Source organism: Pedobacter sp. TM02 (genome assembly GCF_059705275.1).
In genome coordinates this window covers 1385830-1403750 of the sequence record NZ_AP046530.1, presented here as the reverse complement: position 1 = coordinate 1403750, position 17921 = coordinate 1385830, and the positions used below count along the sequence as shown (strand labels likewise).

Here is a 17921-nt window from a genome sequence, read left to right as displayed (position 1 = left end):
ATCATAGATACACTCAAAATTAAATAAAATAACCAAAAATTAACATATTAAACCTTTGATTAATTATAGGCGTTAAGGTCATCAATGGCACTCCGTTTGAAAACCATAGATTAATCTTAACATCCTATTATGAAAATCATTAACCTATTCTTTAGCCTGTTTTTTCTTTTAAGTTTAAATGCCAAAGCCCAAAGTGGTTGCATTGTAACCTACGACACCTACATTGCCGATTACAAAGTGTACACCAAATCGTTGGGCACCTTTACCAGTTGCAATGGCTTTAACAATGTTGAACGTTTCGATCCTAACGTATATACTACTTTTAGTCCGCAGTGTACGGTTTCTCCAAATCCATTAAGTCTTATCACCAGTCCCAATTATCGAAACTGTATTGTAGGCGGCGGTTGCGGCGTAAAGGGAAATTACGTGATAGACAATTGTCCACTGGATGGTTATGCCTGGGCAGCTTTGCTGCTTGTAGGCGGCGCGGTCTTTTCGTTGTTGAGGAGGCGCAGCAGGCCGCTGCTCGCGTAAAAGCTCCTCGATTCGTAGATTAATTTTCCGGCTCCATCGGCGTTGGCAAACATAAAAACCAACCCAAACAAATGTCATCAAACCTCAAAAAATGGTTCTTTTTGAGACCCTAAGCCAATTTTAACGCAACCCTAACGATGCATGATGGCTCCCCAAAAAGTCCTTGGCACTTGCTTTGGATTTTCTGAGCTACTATGAAAAGAAAATCAATTGTTTTTTTCATCATCCTTCTTATTGCTTTTGCCTCCAAAGCCCAAACCTATACAGGCTGTATTTTACAAGGCTCATCCATTCCAACAAGTAGGCTGTTCTACTCTCCAGCAAGCGGAACGAGTTTGTGTGGAGGATCTAATTATTCATTTTCTACCTATGTAGATGTACCTCCCGGATGTTCTTGGGTAGCGACAACCAGTACTACACCATGCTCTGTGGCTAGTGGTCTTTGCGGCCTTAGAGCAACTTATACCAATAGTTGCAGCTTGCCCCTAGATAAGCTGTCAACTGTGTTGGTGCTCATTGCTGCAGGCTTTGCCTTTTACCTGTTGCGCTATAAACGCCTCTCTATTTGAAGCGTTCGGGCCCGAAGGCCGTTATCGGAACCGATAGCCCATGCTGCTTTAAGGCAAGCTCAGCAACTAGTTTACCTGTAGCAGGCCCTAAGCTCAATCCCATCATGCCGTGTCCGCCGGCAATAATCAGGTTGTTGAGATGCTGGCTATAGCCGATATAAGGCAAGCCATCGGGCGAGCAGGGCCTAAAGCCATACCATATTTGATCCAACTGGGGCATGGCTACCTGATGGTCTTTATAGTACTGCGGAATAGCATCAACGATACCCTGTACTCTTTTTTGGTTGATCTGTTTATTGATTGGTGCAATTTCCATCGTTCCGCCAAAACGTACCTGGCCATTCATGGGGGTAACCGCCACTCTGGCTTCCAGCAACAAGGCCGGATGATGAATTTTCTTTTGTTGAGGGTCGACCATGAAGGAGTAACCTTTGCCTGGCATGACCGGGATATTGAGTTTGGCCATTTTAGCGAGCTCTGGGAGCCAGGCTCCGCCAGTCATGACCGTTAAGTCGGCCACAAAATTTCCCTTTTCTGTTTTTATGGCCTTGATTTCTCCATGGTCTATTTCAAAGCCGGTCACTTTGCAATGGGTGATTAGTTGCACATCGTTGCGTTGCAAATAGGCAATAAGTTGCTGTACCAAAGCATTGGGATATAAATGGCCGTCGCAACGGTAATGTACCGCTCCCAATACGTTTAACTCGGTATCTGGCTCTAAATCCTGTACTTGTTGGGCATTGAGTACGGCCACATCTAGCCCCAATTGCTGCGCCTGGCTGGCCAAGTGGATTTCTTCATGGCCCGTTGCCTGTGTTTTGTAGAGCATGAGTATGCCTTTTTTCTCGAGCCCGAAATCCAATTCAGGTTCTTTTTCCAGCTCGTCATACAATTGCTTGCTCAGCAAATGCAGATCGCGAAGTGGTACGGCCGAGTTAGCCACATGCTGGGCGTTGGCATGTTTCCAAAATTTTACACCCCACGAAAGCAATGCCAGATTAAGGGAAGGCTTGACATAGAATGGACTTTTGCTGTCGAACATCCATTTAATTCCCTGACTGATCATCCCAGGTGCTGCCAAAGGCACAAAATGGCTGGGCACAATCATGCCTGCATTGCCCGAAGAACAGTTATCCAACAGGTTTCCCTGATCAATGACCGTAGGCTGATAGCCTTGCTTTAACAAGTAATAGGCCGAGCAAAGACCAATAATGCCACCGCCGATAATAATTACTGAGGGTTTAGCCGGATAAGGATTCATGATTGATGTAAAGGGGGAACTGCTATTGTTGTTATTGTTAAATTGCTACTATTGACTGGTAATTGAAAACTGCCAACTGAAAAATTAAATGACCTGAAATCCATGTGCATAAGGATCGTCGTCGTCAATAAAAATGGTATTGTAGCCCGTTACCTTGGCCCAGCCCTGTATACCGGGTACGATGGCGGGTTTACCGGCAATGGTGGTTTCTTCTTCGATGGTGCCCACAAACTGCGAACCGATGATGCTTTCGTGAACAAAGCGATCTCCCTTTCTCAGCTTTCCCTTGGCAAACCATTGTGCCATACGCGCCGATGTGCCTGTACCGCAAGGCGAGCGGTCTATGGCTTTATCGCCATAAAAAACCGCGTTTCTGGCCGTAGCTTCAGGCGAAATGGTTGCACCAGTCCATAAAAAATGGCTTAGGCCATTGATATTGGCATCTTCTGGATGGACAAAACTGTAGCGTTCGTTCATCTGCTTTCGACAGGCCCTGCTCCAGCCTACCAACTGATCGGCCGTGTGGTTTTCAATGCCTTTAAAATTTTCCTGCGGATCAACAATGGCATAGAAATTTCCTCCATAGGCCACATCAACGGTTAGTTTCCCCAAATCCGGGCAATCAATTTCCAGCGATTCGGCAGCTAGGTACGACTTGATGTTAATCAGCTTCACCGATTTAACCTTGCCCCCTTCTTGCACGTATTGGACCAGCACCAGGCCAGCAGGAGTTTCTAGTCTTAATTTGCCAGGCACTTTAGGCATGACCAAGCCTTCTTCAATGGCAATGGTTACCGTGCCAATGGTACCGTGGCCACACATAGGCAAGCAGCCACTGGTTTCGATGTAAAGTACACCAATATCATTTGCAGGGTCGATTGGCGGATATAAAATGCTGCCGCTCATCATGTCGTGTCCGCGAGGTTCGAACATCAATCCTTTTCTGATCCAATCGTATTCCCTTAAAAAATGCAGGCGACGCTCCATCATGCTGTTGCCCACCAAGATCGGACCTCCGCCAGCCACTACCCTTACCGGATTGCCGCAGGTATGTGCATCTATGCAACTGAATGTTTTTTTCATTGGCTGATATTTTTAGGAAATGGCATCGCGGGTAAGCTCATTGTTTACGGTTCTCCATATTTGCAAAGGATTGCAGTTTTTAAGCTCGTCTTGCAAAAATTCATCGCCCCAGTTCTGAAAGCAAACCGGACGGGCAAAGCGCTTAATCCCATCGGCTCCTACCGAAGTGAACCTGCTATCGGTACTGGCTGGAAATGGCCCGCCATGCTGCATAGGCAAGCTTACTTCTACGCCCGTTGGCACATTGTTCAGGATAAAACGCCCACAGATCTCCTGTACGTAGGTTAGCAACTCGCGGTGCTGCCTCATGTCTTTTGGGGTGGCCATTAAGGTTGCCGTTAGCTGGCCTTCCAGTTTTTGGGCAATCTCCAGCATTTCTGCTTCGTTTTGGCATTGGATAATGAGCGAATAAGGCCCAAATACCTCTTCGTGCAATACCGGATTATTTAAAAAAGTACGCGCGGTGGTGGTGGCAATACTGATGAGGCCTTCACCTTCGCCAATGTTTTGTTCGGTTTGGGTGAGCAGCTGCACTCCTTTTTGGGCCAAGGCCTTTTCTAGTTTTTCGCCGAAATTTTTGGCAATGCCAGTATGCAACATCTTGCTGGGCATAATGCTTTTAATTTCTTTGCGCAGGTGCTGTACAAAACGGTCTAATCCCTCGCTATCGATGGCAATAAGCAAACCCGGATTGGTGCAGAACTGGCCCATGCCCAGGGTAACTGAACCCGCACATTGCTTGGCCAGCGCCTCAGCTTCTGTCTGCAGTTTTTCGGGCAACAAAAAAACAGGATTCACACTGCCCATTTCGGCAAAAACCGGAATGGGGTTTTTACGTTGGTTGGCCCAATCGAACAGGGCTTTGCCCCCGCTAAAAGAACCCGTAAAACCGATGGCCTTTACGGCAGGATGTTTGGCCAGGTATTCGCCGGTTTCGAAACCAGCTCCATAGACGTGGTGAAAAATTCCATCAGGCATTTGGCATTGCCGAGCAGCTTTATAAATGGCGTCGGCTACCAAAGTAGAGGTTTTGGCATGCGCCGGATGGGCCTTTACCACCACCGGGCAACCGGCTGCAAAAGCACAAGCCGTATCTCCGCCAGCGGTAGAATAGGCAAAAGGAAAATTACTGGCCCCAAAAACCACAACCGTACCCAAAGGCACGAGCATTTTTCTCAAGTCGGGTTTGGGCGGCGTTCGTTCAGGCAAAGCCGTATCGATACTCGCTTCCAGCCAATTGCCTTGTTCGGCAGCATCGGCATAGCTGTTGAGCTGAAAAATAGTGCGAGTTCTTTCGTTCATTAAACGGGCAGCTGGCAAATTGGTTTCTGCATGGGCAGTTTCAATGAGCCCATCGCCTAACAATTCGATTTCTTTGGCAATGGCACGCATAAAATCGGCACGTTGCTTTAGCGAATAGGTTTTGTACTGGTGATAAGCTTTTACCGAACTGGCCAACAGCTCATCAAGCATGGCTATACTGGTATCTTGATACATGATTTTCTTGTTTTACTTAAACGAAGTTAAAGAACTGCGACTGCCAAATCCAAATATGCCGGTAATTTTGGACGGGCAACAAGGCCTTCGTTAATAACCTGTTGCACATAGGCACGTTCCTGGCCTTTTAAAACCAGGCGAGGCGCTCTAACATATTCCGAGCCAATGCCAGTAGCCTCTGCAGCCAACTTGATGTATTGAACCAATTTGGCATGGATATCCAACTCCAACAAAGGCAAAAACCAGCGATAGATTTCTAACGCTTCGGCATGGCGGTTATTTTTAACCAGGCGATAAATAGCCACGGTTTCGGCCGGAAAGGCATCAACCAAGCCAGCTACCCAACCATGGGCACCCAAAGCCAGGCATTCGAAGGCCAATGGATCTACGCCGCATAAAATCTTAAAACGATCGCCAAAACGGTTGATCATTCGCGTTACGTTCGAAACATCCCTCGTGCTTTCTTTCACGGCCTGTATATTAGCAAAAGGCTCCAACTCTTCGAACATCTCGACAGAAACCTTAATGCCGTAGTCAACCGGATTGTTGTAAATCATGATAGACAGCGAAGTAGCACTAGCCACACTTTTAAAATAGGCAAGCGTTTCTTCATCATCGGCTTTGTAGCGCAGTGGTGGCAACAGCATCAGACCATCGGCGCCGATTTGTTCTGCCTGTTGGGCCATGGCGATCGCATCCTTGGTTACCTGCTCTGCAATATTCAGGATAACCGGCACCCTGCCGTTGATGGTTTTTACGCAATAAGTCAATAATTCCAGCTTTTCGGCACTGTTTAGGGTACTGGCTTCGCCCAAGGAGCCACAAATAATGATACCGTCGACCCCGGCGGCCAGCTGGGCATCGAGGTTTTTTTGGAACAAAGGATAATCTATTTCGTCGTTCTCTTTAAATGGAGTTAAAAGTGCAGGATAAACACCTTGCCATGCTACGTTTTTCATCTGTTCAATTTTTTAATGCTCATGAAGCCTTCCCATTAGTTGACCATTCTTACTGGTGGTCGACTAATCAGGATAGCCCCATGCTTTCAATCGGTTTAAGTTTGGGTTGAAAGGCATTGCCGTTACCAACAATCACCTGAACCAAAAGTAGAAAGACAAGACCATAAATTTTGACTTGTTTTGATGAAGAATTAACGGATTTTAACCCAACAAATAAATTAAAACTGAAAACATGGGTAATTTTATTTCAAATCTGCAATAAACGCTTAAAATAGGCCTTGGGCGCCTGGCCTTTTACCGAGCGGAAAACACGGTTAAAATTGGTGATGTTGTTAAAGCCGCAAGTATAAGCCACGCTCGCAATATTTTCGAATTGGCTGCTGGTTAATTTTTTGCAGGCCTCGTTAATGCGCAGTTCGTTCAAAAAAGCAACGAAAGTTTGCCGGGTATGTTTTTTAAAATACCTGCAAAAGGCCTGCGGAGTGAGGTGGGCTTCGGCGGCTACCTCTTCCAAACTGATGTTGCGGTGATAGTTTTGCATCAGGAAATTAAAAATATGGCCAATTCTTAGCCCCTCGCTTTCAGAAAAGCCCGGCAAAATAGAGGTAGACAAGGGTTCTAATTGGCTGTTCAGCTGTTGCAGCGACTGAAACAAACTCAAAAAACTAGTCATGACCTCCATACTCCCAGCTTGTTGCACGGCCTGCATCAGGCTAACCAGGTGATCTTGATAGGCTTGGGGTACCTTAAATCCATTTTGATGCTGTTGTATAAAAGTGGCCAGCCATTGCATTTCGGGTAATGCCAAAACAGGCGCCAGTTTTCCCTGCGGATCGAAAAAGATCATAAGCGACTGGATCTTCAGTCCGCTGTTTTCTTCAAAGTAAACCGGATTGCTCTTCAACAAATGGGGCTGGTTAGCACCCAACAGGTATACTTCGCCCTTTTGAAATGCATACATATTGTTGGCCACGATCAATGTTCCCTCCCCTTCTTTAATCCAAATCAGCTGTGCTTCGCGGTGACGGTGCAGGTAAGGATAAAAATGAGGCATATTGTCTTCCTGCACAATGACTGTACGATCGTGAGCAACAGGTATGGTAAACTGGAGAACCTTCATTTTTGAAAAAGCAAAATCAATATTAACCCAAAAAATTTAAAAACAAACAAAAACAGGTTAAAATTTGCAGATAAATCAACATATTTAAGTTGAACAGGCACAACGAACGTCGTTCGAATGCCATAAACTCTTTTTTAGCTTTCACTTTAAATTCTTTTTCGTTTAGATTTGCGCATGACGTATCCTGAAAAACTGAATGCCATCCGCGAACAAATGAAGACCGATGGCGTTGACGCTTATATTATTCCATCGGCAGATCCGCACATCAGCGAATATTTGCCCGACCACTATAAATGCATTGCTTTTACCACCGGTTTTAAAGGCTCGGTAAGTACGGTGGTGATTACACACGATTTTGCCGGTTTATGGGCAGATTCGAGGTATTTTGAACAAGCTGAGGAACAACTGCAAGGCAGCGGCTTTGAATTGGTAAAACTGAAGGTGCAGCATGCGCCTGAATATATCCAATGGCTGGGCAGCACTTTAAAACAGAATGCTACAGTTGCTTTCGACGAAAAATTGGTTTCGATTTTACTGGGCGAGCTGTTACAGCAACAACTGGCCTACAAGGACATCCGTTTTGAGAACAAGGATTACCTAACTCCAATCTGGGCAAACAGGCCAGCCTTGCCCAAAGAGCCTGCATTTTTGATAGCCGAGACCTATACAGGCCAATCGACAGCCGACAAACTGACCGCAGTTAGGGCATACCTGAAGCAATACCATGCCGATAGCCACCTGATTTCTTCTTTAGACGATCTGGCTTGGCTGTTTAACCTGCGTGGTTCGGATGTAAGCTACAACCCAGTGGTGCTGGGTTTTGCGCTCATTACGCCCGATCAGGCTACGTTGTACATACAGCACGACAAACTAAACGTGGCCGACAAAGCCACTTTAAACGCAAACGGCGTAGAGCTATTGGGCTACGACACCATTGCCAAAGACCTGCAGTTTCTGAGGGCCGAGAGCACCATTCTGATCGACCCGAAACGCAATTGCTTTGCACTCTATAAATTGATACCCGCTTCGGTTAACCGTGTATTGGAGACCAATCCTTCAACCCACCTCAAAGCCGTTAAAAACGAAACAGAGATAGAAAACACGCGCCAAGTAATGCGCAGAGACGGCGTAGCCATGACACAGTTTTTAAAATGGGTAAAAGAAAACGTAGGCAAGATTGAGATGACGGAGCTTTCCGCTGCCGCCCAACTCAGCGCCTTCAGGGCTGCCCAGGAGGGATTTATCGGCGAAAGCTTCAATACCATTTCGGCCTACCGGGCACATGGAGCCTTGCCCCATTATGCCTCTACCGAAGCCAGCAATGTAGCCATTAAAGCCGAAGGCCTTTTCTTGGTCGATTCGGGTGGACAATACCGTTATGGCACCACCGATATTACCCGTGTGATGCCGATGGGCAACAACACCGAGGAAGAAAGCACAGATTATACCTTGGTATTGAAAGCCATGATCGAAGGTTGCAAAACCCGCTTTCCAAAAGGCACCTGTGGTTACCAGATCGACGCCATTACCCGCAGGCCGATGTGGGATTATGCCCTGAACTATGGCCACGGTACCGGCCATGGCGTGGGCTATTTTTTAAACGTACACGAAGGTCCGCAGGTATTTAATCCAACCGCAACCGCCGTTCCGGTAGAATTGGGTATGATTACTTCGATTGAACCAGGCATTTACCGCCCGGGCAAACACGGAATCCGCATCGAGAATTTGGTACTGACCGTGAAAGACCAAACCAACGAATTTAACGAATTCTATGCGTTTGAGGCTTTAACCTTGGCCCCTATCGATACCACAATTGTGAAGAAAGAACTGTTGGAGCAAAGCCATGTGGATTGGCTCAACAGCTATCATGAAAAGGTTTATAACAGTTTAAGTCCGTTATTGAACGAAGAAGAAAGGGAATTTTTGAAGGAGATGACGAAGGCGATATAAGCTCAATGCTTAAAGCATTTTTCGTTATGATAGTTTAAAAGTTCAGGATCAGGTAAGAATTTTGAAGGCAATGTAATTTTTTTGCCTTCAAAATTTACGATAAAATCCATTGCCTTATTTTTCTATTTTAGAATTAACGGCGAAACTTTAATGAGGTAATCAGGGATTATGGTAAAATAGCCATGCTCAAACGCCTTATCATGCAAAGCATTTAAGGACAATCCATTACTCGGATTCATTCTGTTTTTTTCGTCGATACTCCAAGGCTTGATGTGTGCTGCGATTAATAACTCAGGTTGTTTAATTCCGGTAATACAACAAGTATAACTATATGAAGACAGCACCCAATTCCTAAAAGAGCGTTGTCCCACTCTAGCTTTTATGAATTGCGCCCTTGTTTTTCCTTCAGGGATTTCAGCTCCCAAAAGCATGGCTAAGTATTGTATTTCACCTCCGCTTATTCTTTAGTAAGCTTCAGCGGCTTCGAATGGCAAGTCATCCCAATGCTGATAAAATCTTTCCCAGATCTTGTCATCAAGACCTCCTCTATGGTCAGTACCCTTTATGCCCCGTGCCTTAAAACTCGGATCAAGACTGGCCAAATTGCCTAGTTTATAGGCAACAGCACTAGGCGTTCTCCCAATAACTGAAGCTAATTCAATGACCTCTGGATTGAGGCGATGCATTTTTCCAAATGGCAAATTGCAATAAAGATTCATGGCGAGGATTAACTCATCCCAAGTCCATAATTTTTGTCCAGCTTTCATTTTATTAATCAAAGCTAAATATTTTGCTTAATAATTAACAACCCTAATCCCATTTCCCCAAATCGTGGAATTCACACCGAGCAAATAATTCCCCATATTTCCACATCGTAGTTAATTTTTGATTTTTCTCCAAAACCGCCCAAAAAGAATATTTGAGGCCTATTTACGCATCAACATATATGTTTAAACACAGATAGAGGCCCTCCCTGAAATTTCCATGACAAAGCTAGGCTGCTGCGTTTTCGAGCTGGCCTACAAGTTGCCTAATGGGTGTTATAACACGTAACATCCAAAGTCATGAAATTTTTAAAATATATTCTAGCCGCTTCTCTACTTATCCTTTCTTTCAGCGCAATGGCCAATTACGGTTGCAACGTTGGCAACACCATTTATCCTAACGCCACAGGCGGCGTAAATGCTTCTGGTTACCCAACTTATTATGCAAGTGAGCCTATCACCATCAGGTGGTGGGATGGAGATTCTAACTGTGGCATTAGAGACAATAGAATTTCTCCGCGTACTGACAGCAATGACAAATGCCAAGTAATTGGCGTAAACTGGGGTACGGTTTATTATTTCAACCCTGCCGATAACAACTGCGCTCCGATGAACCTCCCTTTAGATGATTATACTTGGGTTATTTTAATAGCAGTTGGTGGCCTTGGCGCACTTTACATCAGCAAAAAAGGTTTATTCGTAGCTTAATTCCATTAATAAGCAAACAGGCTTTTCAATTTTAGCTATCTTTAGGAAGCTAACCTATTTGAAATGGCCAAGTTCCAAAGACTTTCTCGAACCGGTTTTCAAAATTTTACCGTCAATAGCAAAAGAGCGTTTAACTCTTTATTTAGCCTAAACGATTTCTTGCCAGAGGCTTTTGACTTTGCCTATACCATGTGTTTTACCGAAGGACATCATCGAAACATCCGTTCGGGTGGCCATACACATCGGAGCCCGGGCGAACTTTTCATCAATACGTTACAGGGAAAGCTGGCCGAATTTGGGATATACAGAAAATTTAGCGAACATGGCATCACCTTGTGCCCACCCGACTTGAACGTGATGGGCAAAGGCATTTGGGACAATGGTGATTTCGACTGTCTGGGCAATAAGCTCAGCATTAAATCGGCTGCGCATTTTTCGAACCTGATGCTATTGGAAACCAAAGACTGGGATGAAGACGCCCATTACATTCCGGATGGTTCTTGCTACGATTTCTTCATTTTATGCCGCATCAAGCCCGATGGCAAGACCTTGTTTGCCCATCATCCCCTATTGGCTCATGACAAACCTGCATACGAAGCCTTAAAAGCACTGTTTTTTGCCGAAAACTGGGAGTTTGATATTGCCGGATGCATCGGAAAGGGCGAGCTGAAAGAACTGATCAACTGCAGATTCATTTTGCCCCAGAATGCATGGCTGAATGGCAAGATCAGCATGGATGCCCCGAACTATTATGTACAGAGCGGCGATATGCATACCTTCGAACAATTGCTCAAAAAGCTACATCCAGCTACGCCGTAGCTTTCTTTTTGCCTTTTGTCTTGCCTTGAGCAACCGCAGGCTCCTGCAATAAAGCATACTTAATGTTGGTGGCAATCCTGGCAATAACCGGTACGGTTACCGAATTGCCCGCTTGTTTGTACAGCTGGGCTTCTGAAATGGCTGGCAGTTTAAAATCTTCTGGAAAGCCCTGAAACCTGAAGCATTCTGCCGGCGTGAGTTTCCTGATACCCTCTTCGGTTAAAACAATTGGCACATTATGGCCACCCATGCCCATGTTGGCCGTTAAGGTTGGACAAACATTTTGCTTGTTCTCGCGCACGTAATGCCTGCGCCATTGGTAAACCGTTTCCTTCGACCTTACGTTTTGCGCCAATTCGTTATGGATCATCTTGTCTGGTCCATAATAATATTTGCGCGCCACTTCGTGCGGGGTGATCAGGTCGCTAATTTTAACCTTTAAAGGCAGAGGCTCGGGAAATTGAAAGTGTTTGCCATAAATGTCTTCGCCTTGCGCATTGTTTTTAAAGGCCACAATGTAGATACGTTCCCTATTTTGGGGGATATTGCCAAACTCTTTGGAGTTGAGCACTTTGGTAAAAACGGTGTAATTTAAAGTTCTTAAAGTTTCTATAATGACCTTAAAAGTGTTTCCTTTATCATGCGAAGTCAAATTCTTGACGTTTTCGAGCAACAGTACCTTGGGCTGCAGTTCTTCGGCATATTGGATGATCCTGAAAAAATGGTTGCCACGCTGGTCTTCAAAACCTTTGCGATAGCCTGCAATAGAAAAAGGCTGACAGGGGAAACCACCGGCCAACACATCAATGGGCTGCAGGGTTTTGGGATCGAGTTCAAATACATCGCCTTCGTGAAGCGTATGTTTAAAATTTTCGCGATAGGTAATGCAGGCATATTTATCAAATTCGTTGGCCCAGGCCAATTCCATTCCTGCCGCTATAAATCCTTGACAAATGCCACCAACGCCTGCATAGAGGCTACCTACCTTAAATTTCTTACTCATATTGTACGGGGAAACCAACCAGATTGATTGGCAAAGGCCTAAATTAAAATTTTAATTCCAATCTTTTTCAACATTTTGTCGTCATGAAGAAATCTTCATTGATCGTTGCCGGGTACTCGACCAGTTTGCGCGGCTTCGATATACAGTTGAATTTGATTTACGCAGGCCTTGAGGTTCTGTTTTACCTCATGCTCCCAAAAGCGCATTACATTGTAGCCCATTAAGCCCAAGCTTTCGTTGGCAAATTTATCGCGTTGCATGTTCCGTTCTATTTTGGGTATCCAGAAACCCAGATTGCTTTTGGGTTTGCGTTTGGTCCATTCGTAGCCGTGCCAGAAATCGCCATCTACAAAAATGGCCAAGCGGTATTTGTCGATCACAATATCTGGCTTGCCGGGCAGGTCGTTTCTGTGCAGACGAAAACGGATGTTGGCGGCCCATAATGCCTTTCTGAGCAACAATTCGGGCACGCTATGCTTCCCCCTAATTTTAGACATCGTTTTACTCCGTTGCTTAGTGGTGTAAAACCCTGCGCTTTCTTCAAACTTAGGGACCTTAATAATATCTTCTTCTGCTATTGAATAAGGCTTATGTTTCATGCCAGCTCATTTGCATACAAAGTAAACGAAAGTAATTGGAATTTGTTTGCGGAATCAACCCACGCACCACCCTGCCCAATAGGCTAATGAACCAGCAAACTAACTTTGATCATAATTTAACAGCCACCTGACACCAAACTGATCGGTTAGCGAACCGAATATGGCACCCCAAAAATTGGTTGCTAAAGGTTGGGTAGCCTGGCCCTGCCTAGCCAATTGACGGTAATAATGATGGAGTTCCTGTTCTGATTGGCAATTGAGCAACAGCGACACCGAATTGCCCGAGTTTAAGCCCTCATTGGCTACCATATCGGTTGCCATGAGCACCAAATTGTCTTTACGCAAAGTAGCCTGTACAATATAGGCTTTGATGTTGGCGGGCAAGGGTTCGCTTAAGGGGGCTTGGCCAATGGTTTGCAGTTCCAATTCGCCACCCAAACAGCTTTGATAAAAGGTCATGGCCTGCCTGCAATTGCCATTAAAAGTAAGATATGAATAAAGCTGCGCCATTTGTTAAACTTCTTGATGAGGATAAAAAACAATATTTACTGTTATTTACCTTACAAATTTAGCCTGTAGCCCTTTGTGCCGAATAGGGTATAAAAGACAATTCGAGGGGTTGTTTGCGACAAAGCCTTCGCTTATATTTGTTTCATCAAAATTAAATACGGCCCATGAAACACATCTCCATCCTTGTACCCGAAACTGCTGTGATAGAAGCCATTGCAGACCCCCGGTATCTATTTACCACGGTGAATGATTTTTTGACCGCATCCGGCAAGGCTCCCTTGTTCCATGTACAGTTGGTGGGCGTAAAAAAAGAGATGAAGCTGAACAACAACCTGTTTTCGGTACATACCGATACGCTTATTGACGACCTTGCCAAAACCGACCTGATTTTTATTCCTGCCCTGAGTGGCGACATGAGCCACGCCGTGGAGCTGAACAAGGAACTGCAACCCTGGATAGTAGAGCAATACCGCAAAGGCGCCGAAGTGGTTTCGCTATGTTTAGGGGCTTTTTTATTGGCTTCTACCGGATTGCTGGATGGCAAAAAGTGTTCTACACATTGGCATTTGGCCACAGACTTTAGAAACATGTTCCCGAATGTTGAACTGGTTGATGGCAGCATCATTACCGAAGAACGGGGTATTTACTCGAGCGGAGGCGCCAATTCTTATTGGAACTTGCTGCTTTACCTGGTAGAGAAATATACCGACCGCGACACGGCCATCTTGGCTTCCAAGTATTTTGCCATCGATATTGATCGCGAAAACCAATTGGCCTTTATGATGTTTCAGGGGCAAAAGAAACACAACGACGAAGAAATTAAAAAAGCCCAGGATTTTATAGACGAGCACTACCAAGACAAGTTAACGGTTGACCAATTGGCCGATATGGTGGCTCTGGGCCGAAGAAGCTTTGAACGTCGCTTTAAAAAGGCTACCAACAACACGGTAATCGAATATATACAAAGGGTAAAAATAGAGGCTGCTAAACGCAGTTTCGAATCGAGCCGGAAAAACATTACCGAGGTGATGTTTGATGTGGGCTATACCGACACCAAGGCTTTTAGGGATGTTTTCAAGAAAATAACCGGTCTTACCCCTATCGACTACCGCAATAAATACCATAAAAAGATGTTGGTTTCTTGAGAAGGTGGAAGGTTAAAGGTAGAAGGTGGAAGGTGGAAGGTGGAAAGGGGGAGGGTTTTGGACGGTCAATGATGGCTATTGACCAACGAGTATTAAACTAATTGACCAAGCCCTTATAAAAAAACAAAGCCCGACCTAGGTCGGGCTTTGTAGCTGTTTCTAATGAGTCTCATTTTAAATTATCCCCTGATAATTTGTCAATGATGATAAGAACCAATGCCAGGAATGCAATTAGGATAATTGCAACGGCAAGGATCTTCATCTTTTTAGCTTTCATCCTTAATAAACGCTCTTAGATCAGATTATAACAGCTGCATTAACAAAACGCCCGAGCTCAACCAGGCGCTGCTAATATCTTTTATATCTTCAATATTTCAAAATTTTAAATTCTGTGCGACGGTTTGCCTGGTGTTCAGCTGCTGTACACTTTACGCCGTTGCTACATTTATTCAGCAATTGGGTTTCTCCGTATCCCTTTGCCACCATCCGGTCTCTGGCTATGCCCCTGCTTACCAAATAATTCACTACAGATCTTGCTCGGCGCTGCGATAGGTCTAAATTGTAGCTATCAACCCCACGGCTATCGGTATGTGATCCTAGTTCAATTACCAGTGTTGGGTTATCGCGCATGGTGCGTACCAATTCGTCGAGAATTTTGGCAGCATCAGCCCTGATGTTATCCTTGTCAAAATCGTAGTGGATATTTTGCAATGCGATGGCTTTGCCTATCTCATACAATGGTTCCAACTGCAATTTTACGGCAAAAGTTTGGGATTTGTCAATACCTTTAGTAGAAATTGTTGTAGAATCTGCATAAAACTTCTCTTTTTGTGCCAATACCTGGTAATCCTTGCCTGGTTCTAGGTCGAACAGGAAGGTTCCCTGCTCGGTGCTGCTTTTGCGGGCCACCACTTGGCGACCCGCACTGAATAACGTAACTGCAGCAGCTGGGATGATTTCACCAGACTTTTTATTAACCACATCTCCTTTTAGGGCCAAAATTACTTTTGGTTGCTCTCCCCTGTGGCTAAAGCTATAAATATCGTCTCTGCCTACACCGCCTTTGCGGTTAGACGAAAGAAATCCAGTAGTTAAATTATCGTTGTTGCTAATGGTAAGGAAGGCAAAATCATCAGCAGGCGAATTAACCGGATATTTGAGGTTTTCAGGCTTAGACCAGCTTTGCTTGCTGCCTTTAGTGCTGAATATATCAAGGCCACCCATTCCAGGCCAGCCAGTGCTCGAAAAATAAAGGGTACCATCATCACTCACGGTAGGAAACATCTCATCTTTTACGGTGTTGATGCTTGGGCCTGCGTTTTGAGGTTGCCCCCAGGTTTTATCTTCCTGCAATTCGCAGTACCATATATCGGTGCCACCCAAGCCACCAGGCATGTTAGAAACGAAATATAAGGTTTTCTCATCCGGACTAAGCGCCGCATGGCCCACCGAATATTTTTCTACATTGTTATAGGCAAAAGCTTGTTCTACCCATTTGCCAGCCAGTTGCTTAAAGAAATAAAGCTCGAGGTTATTGGTATTGTACTTGTTTTTGCCAACCGTGCTTACTTCTACCGTTTTGCCGGTTGTGGTTCTGGTTACATACAATACCGAACCCAGCTTATTGGTAATTACCGGACCGATATGGTATTCGCCTTTGTTGTAGATCACCGAATCGATAGCCGCATTAGACAGGTCGTTGGCTTCGTTTCTGTTTGCGGTATAAATGCGCAAGTACGGCCGACCGGTACGGCCGTACAAATCTTTAAGCGATTTGCTGTTCGGCTCGCCGGTAAAAAACACCCCTTTTTGGTAAGGGAACACCGAAAACTCGGAAAGTGGCGTATTGACGCCCGCCTGGTTTTTGATCTGGTGCGTTGTAGGCTTGGCCAACCAAACCACTGCCGAGTCGCAACCGGCAATATCTACGCTTACGCGGGCATTGTCGCCGGTGGTACTGGCATATTGCTGCAGCACTTTTTTGGCTTCTGCATATTTAAGGTTCGATTTGAGGGCTTCGCCATACAAGATCAGGTTTTCTGGCTTGCTTTCTGGAACGGCTACTACGCGGGCGTACCAGTTTTCGGCAGCCTCGTAGTCTTTCATTTTTACATAGCAATCGGCCAAGCTTTCCAAATCTTCGAGCTTGGGCTTTTTCACGTCTACCAGCTTTTGAAAAAGCTGAACGGCCTGAAAATATTGATATTCGTTATATAACTTCTTGGCTCGATCGCGAAGGTTAAACTGTTCTTGTGCAAATACAGTGGTTAAACTGGCACCCCAGGCAATCAATGTGGCAATGATGATATATTTCTTCTTCATAATTCTATTTGTACGGAATAACCTTCTTTAAAAAAACCTCGGACTTAGCAAACGGTTAAGCGACCTGTTGAAGGTAATGCCCAAAGTCAGCTCATGCGAACCCGACTGTACCGAGCTCAGCTTGTTCAGCATATAATCATAAGAATAACCCAACCTGAAACGGCTGCTTACATTGAACTGCACCAGGCCCGAAATGGAATTGACGTTGCTTAGTGAAATGTTTTGGCTGTAGGCTTTATTCCACAAGTTTAAGCCTGTACGGTAAGAACCGCCCAGCCACACCCTATCGTTAAAAATGAACATGGCGCTTAAATCTAAACTGGTTGGCCCTTTAAAATCTTCCTTGATCAGGATGCTTGGCCTTAACCTTACCTCGTCTGACAGGTTGTTGAGCATACCGGCAATGATGTACATGTGGCGCTTACGCTTCAGGTTTTCTGTTGTTCCGGCATCCCACTTGAAAATGCTGTTCGATTTGTCGCCCGACAGCAGATCCATAACCGATGCTCCTACATAAAAGTTCTCATTGTAATAGTAAACTCCAAAACGCGCATCGGGAATATAGCTGTTGATTTGTCCGGTTGGCAAATTAGGGTCGTTAGCATCAACCGGGTTGAGTTTGGTGCCATCGAGCGAATAGTTGGTTACGCCTAGCGCCAAACCGAAGCTCAGGCGTTGGGTATCTTCGGCATTGAGCCTTAAGCGGTAGGCGAAATTGGCATAAGCCGAAGCCGATGATTGCGCGCCTAATTTATCGCCGGTAAGTTGCAAGCCTACGCCCATACGCTTGGTTACGGGATCTACTACGCCATCTATCGAAACCTGCCCTGTATTCGGCGCGCCATTTAGACCCGTCCACTGGGTACGGAGCGCCATCTGGCCAAACCAATCTTCCTTATAACCCGCATAGGCTGGGTTTACGCTCAATGCATTGAACATGTATTGCGTAAACTGGATGTTTTGCTGCGCTCCTGCAGGTTTTAAACCTGCAAGGACTAAGCTTAAGCCAATGATTGTTGTTTTGATATAATGCTTTTTCATAATTTCTACTCTTGAATACCTCATGATAAAATTTCTG

The 17921-nt window shown here is 45.1% G+C and carries 18 protein-coding genes; 6 read left to right on the top strand and 12 right to left on the bottom strand.

The window, feature by feature from the left end; translation table 11 throughout:
• Window positions 1-129: 129 nt before the first annotated feature.
• Both AC6H1S_RS05995 and AC6H1S_RS05990 read left to right on the top strand, forming a co-directional pair.
• Entirely contained in the window at window positions 130-534 is a 405-nt protein-coding gene (locus AC6H1S_RS05995) for a hypothetical protein (protein ID WP_199140209.1), read from the top strand.
• A gap of 194 nt (window positions 535-728) precedes the next feature.
• Window positions 729-1103 carry a hypothetical protein gene (locus AC6H1S_RS05990; protein ID WP_497565512.1) on the top strand — a complete coding sequence of 125 codons (375 nt, stop codon included), beginning with the start codon at window positions 729-731 and terminating at the stop codon, window positions 1101-1103.
• Here AC6H1S_RS05990 and AC6H1S_RS05985 read toward each other — a convergent pair.
• The 5 genes from AC6H1S_RS05985 to AC6H1S_RS05965 all read right to left on the bottom strand — a co-directional run bounded on the left by AC6H1S_RS05985 (window position 1096) and on the right by AC6H1S_RS05965 (window position 7023).
• Window positions 1096-2364: an NAD(P)/FAD-dependent oxidoreductase gene (locus tag AC6H1S_RS05985; RefSeq protein ID WP_497565511.1), complete on the bottom strand. Its 1269-nt coding sequence runs from the start codon at window positions 2362-2364 to the stop codon at window positions 1096-1098. The genes AC6H1S_RS05990 and AC6H1S_RS05985 overlap by 8 nt on opposite strands.
• Before the next feature lie 84 nt (window positions 2365-2448).
• Window positions 2449-3447 (bottom strand): 4-hydroxyproline epimerase, encoded by a 999-nt coding sequence (locus tag AC6H1S_RS05980; protein ID WP_497565510.1) that lies wholly within the window; start codon window positions 3445-3447, stop codon window positions 2449-2451.
• Window positions 3448-3459: 12 nt separating this feature from the next.
• Window positions 3460-4944: an aldehyde dehydrogenase (NADP(+)) gene (locus AC6H1S_RS05975; RefSeq protein WP_497565509.1), complete on the bottom strand. Its 1485-nt coding sequence runs from the start codon at window positions 4942-4944 to the stop codon at window positions 3460-3462.
• Between the two features lie 26 nt (window positions 4945-4970).
• Window positions 4971-5903, bottom strand: a complete 933-nt coding sequence (locus AC6H1S_RS05970) for a dihydrodipicolinate synthase family protein (protein ID WP_497565508.1) — start codon at window positions 5901-5903, stop codon at window positions 4971-4973.
• Window positions 5904-6150: 247 nt separating this feature from the next.
• Window positions 6151-7023: an AraC family transcriptional regulator gene (locus tag AC6H1S_RS05965; RefSeq protein ID WP_199140197.1), complete on the bottom strand. Its 873-nt coding sequence runs from the start codon at window positions 7021-7023 to the stop codon at window positions 6151-6153.
• A gap of 174 nt (window positions 7024-7197) precedes the next feature.
• Between AC6H1S_RS05965 and AC6H1S_RS05960 the strand changes: the two genes are divergently transcribed.
• Complete coding sequence (locus tag AC6H1S_RS05960; protein WP_497565507.1) at window positions 7198-8973, top strand: aminopeptidase P family N-terminal domain-containing protein; 1776 nt, start codon at window positions 7198-7200, stop codon at window positions 8971-8973.
• 122 nt (window positions 8974-9095) lie between these two features.
• On the opposite strand, the gene AC6H1S_RS05955 is transcribed toward AC6H1S_RS05960, so the two are convergent.
• Window positions 9096-9404 carry an HNH endonuclease gene (locus AC6H1S_RS05955; RefSeq protein ID WP_497565506.1) on the bottom strand — a complete coding sequence of 103 codons (309 nt, stop codon included), beginning with the start codon at window positions 9402-9404 and terminating at the stop codon, window positions 9096-9098.
• A 33-nt stretch (window positions 9405-9437) separates the two neighbouring features.
• Window positions 9438-9740: a hypothetical protein gene (locus AC6H1S_RS05950; RefSeq protein WP_497565505.1), complete on the bottom strand. Its 303-nt coding sequence runs from the start codon at window positions 9738-9740 to the stop codon at window positions 9438-9440.
• A 297-nt stretch (window positions 9741-10037) separates the two neighbouring features.
• Here AC6H1S_RS05950 and AC6H1S_RS05945 point away from each other — a divergent pair, with 297 nt between their 5' ends.
• Window positions 10038-10445, top strand: coding sequence for a DUF2790 domain-containing protein (locus AC6H1S_RS05945; protein ID WP_199140191.1), 408 nt, complete (start codon window positions 10038-10040; stop codon window positions 10443-10445).
• Window positions 10446-10508: 63 nt separating this feature from the next.
• The gene (locus AC6H1S_RS05940) at window positions 10509-11264 is read left to right on the top strand and encodes a hypothetical protein (RefSeq protein ID WP_199140189.1); all 756 of its coding nucleotides are present in this window, start codon (window positions 10509-10511) and stop codon (window positions 11262-11264) included.
• Here AC6H1S_RS05940 and AC6H1S_RS05935 read toward each other — a convergent pair.
• The 3 genes from AC6H1S_RS05935 to AC6H1S_RS05925 form a co-directional block, all read right to left on the bottom strand.
• The gene (locus AC6H1S_RS05935; protein WP_199140187.1) at window positions 11254-12267 is read right to left on the bottom strand and encodes a DNA cytosine methyltransferase; all 1014 of its coding nucleotides are present in this window, start codon (window positions 12265-12267) and stop codon (window positions 11254-11256) included. The two genes, AC6H1S_RS05940 and AC6H1S_RS05935, sit on opposite strands and share 11 nt — an antisense overlap.
• A gap of 95 nt (window positions 12268-12362) precedes the next feature.
• Complete coding sequence (locus AC6H1S_RS05930; RefSeq protein ID WP_199140185.1) at window positions 12363-12866, bottom strand: very short patch repair endonuclease; 504 nt, start codon at window positions 12864-12866, stop codon at window positions 12363-12365.
• A 99-nt stretch (window positions 12867-12965) separates the two neighbouring features.
• A complete protein-coding gene (locus AC6H1S_RS05925) occupies window positions 12966-13376 on the bottom strand; it encodes a VOC family protein (protein ID WP_199140183.1) in 411 nt (136 codons plus the stop codon).
• Window positions 13377-13540: 164 nt separating this feature from the next.
• Between AC6H1S_RS05925 and AC6H1S_RS05920 the strand changes: the two genes are divergently transcribed.
• Window positions 13541-14521: a GlxA family transcriptional regulator gene (locus tag AC6H1S_RS05920; protein WP_497565504.1), complete on the top strand. Its 981-nt coding sequence runs from the start codon at window positions 13541-13543 to the stop codon at window positions 14519-14521.
• Window positions 14522-14887: 366 nt separating this feature from the next.
• Here AC6H1S_RS05920 and AC6H1S_RS05915 read toward each other — a convergent pair whose 3' ends face one another.
• The gene (locus tag AC6H1S_RS05915; protein WP_497565503.1) at window positions 14888-16843 is read right to left on the bottom strand and encodes an OmpA family protein; all 1956 of its coding nucleotides are present in this window, start codon (window positions 16841-16843) and stop codon (window positions 14888-14890) included.
• Window positions 16844-16870: 27 nt separating this feature from the next.
• A complete protein-coding gene (locus AC6H1S_RS05910; protein WP_199140177.1) occupies window positions 16871-17884 on the bottom strand; it encodes a PorP/SprF family type IX secretion system membrane protein in 1014 nt (337 codons plus the stop codon).
• Window positions 17885-17921: the final 37 nt, after the last annotated feature.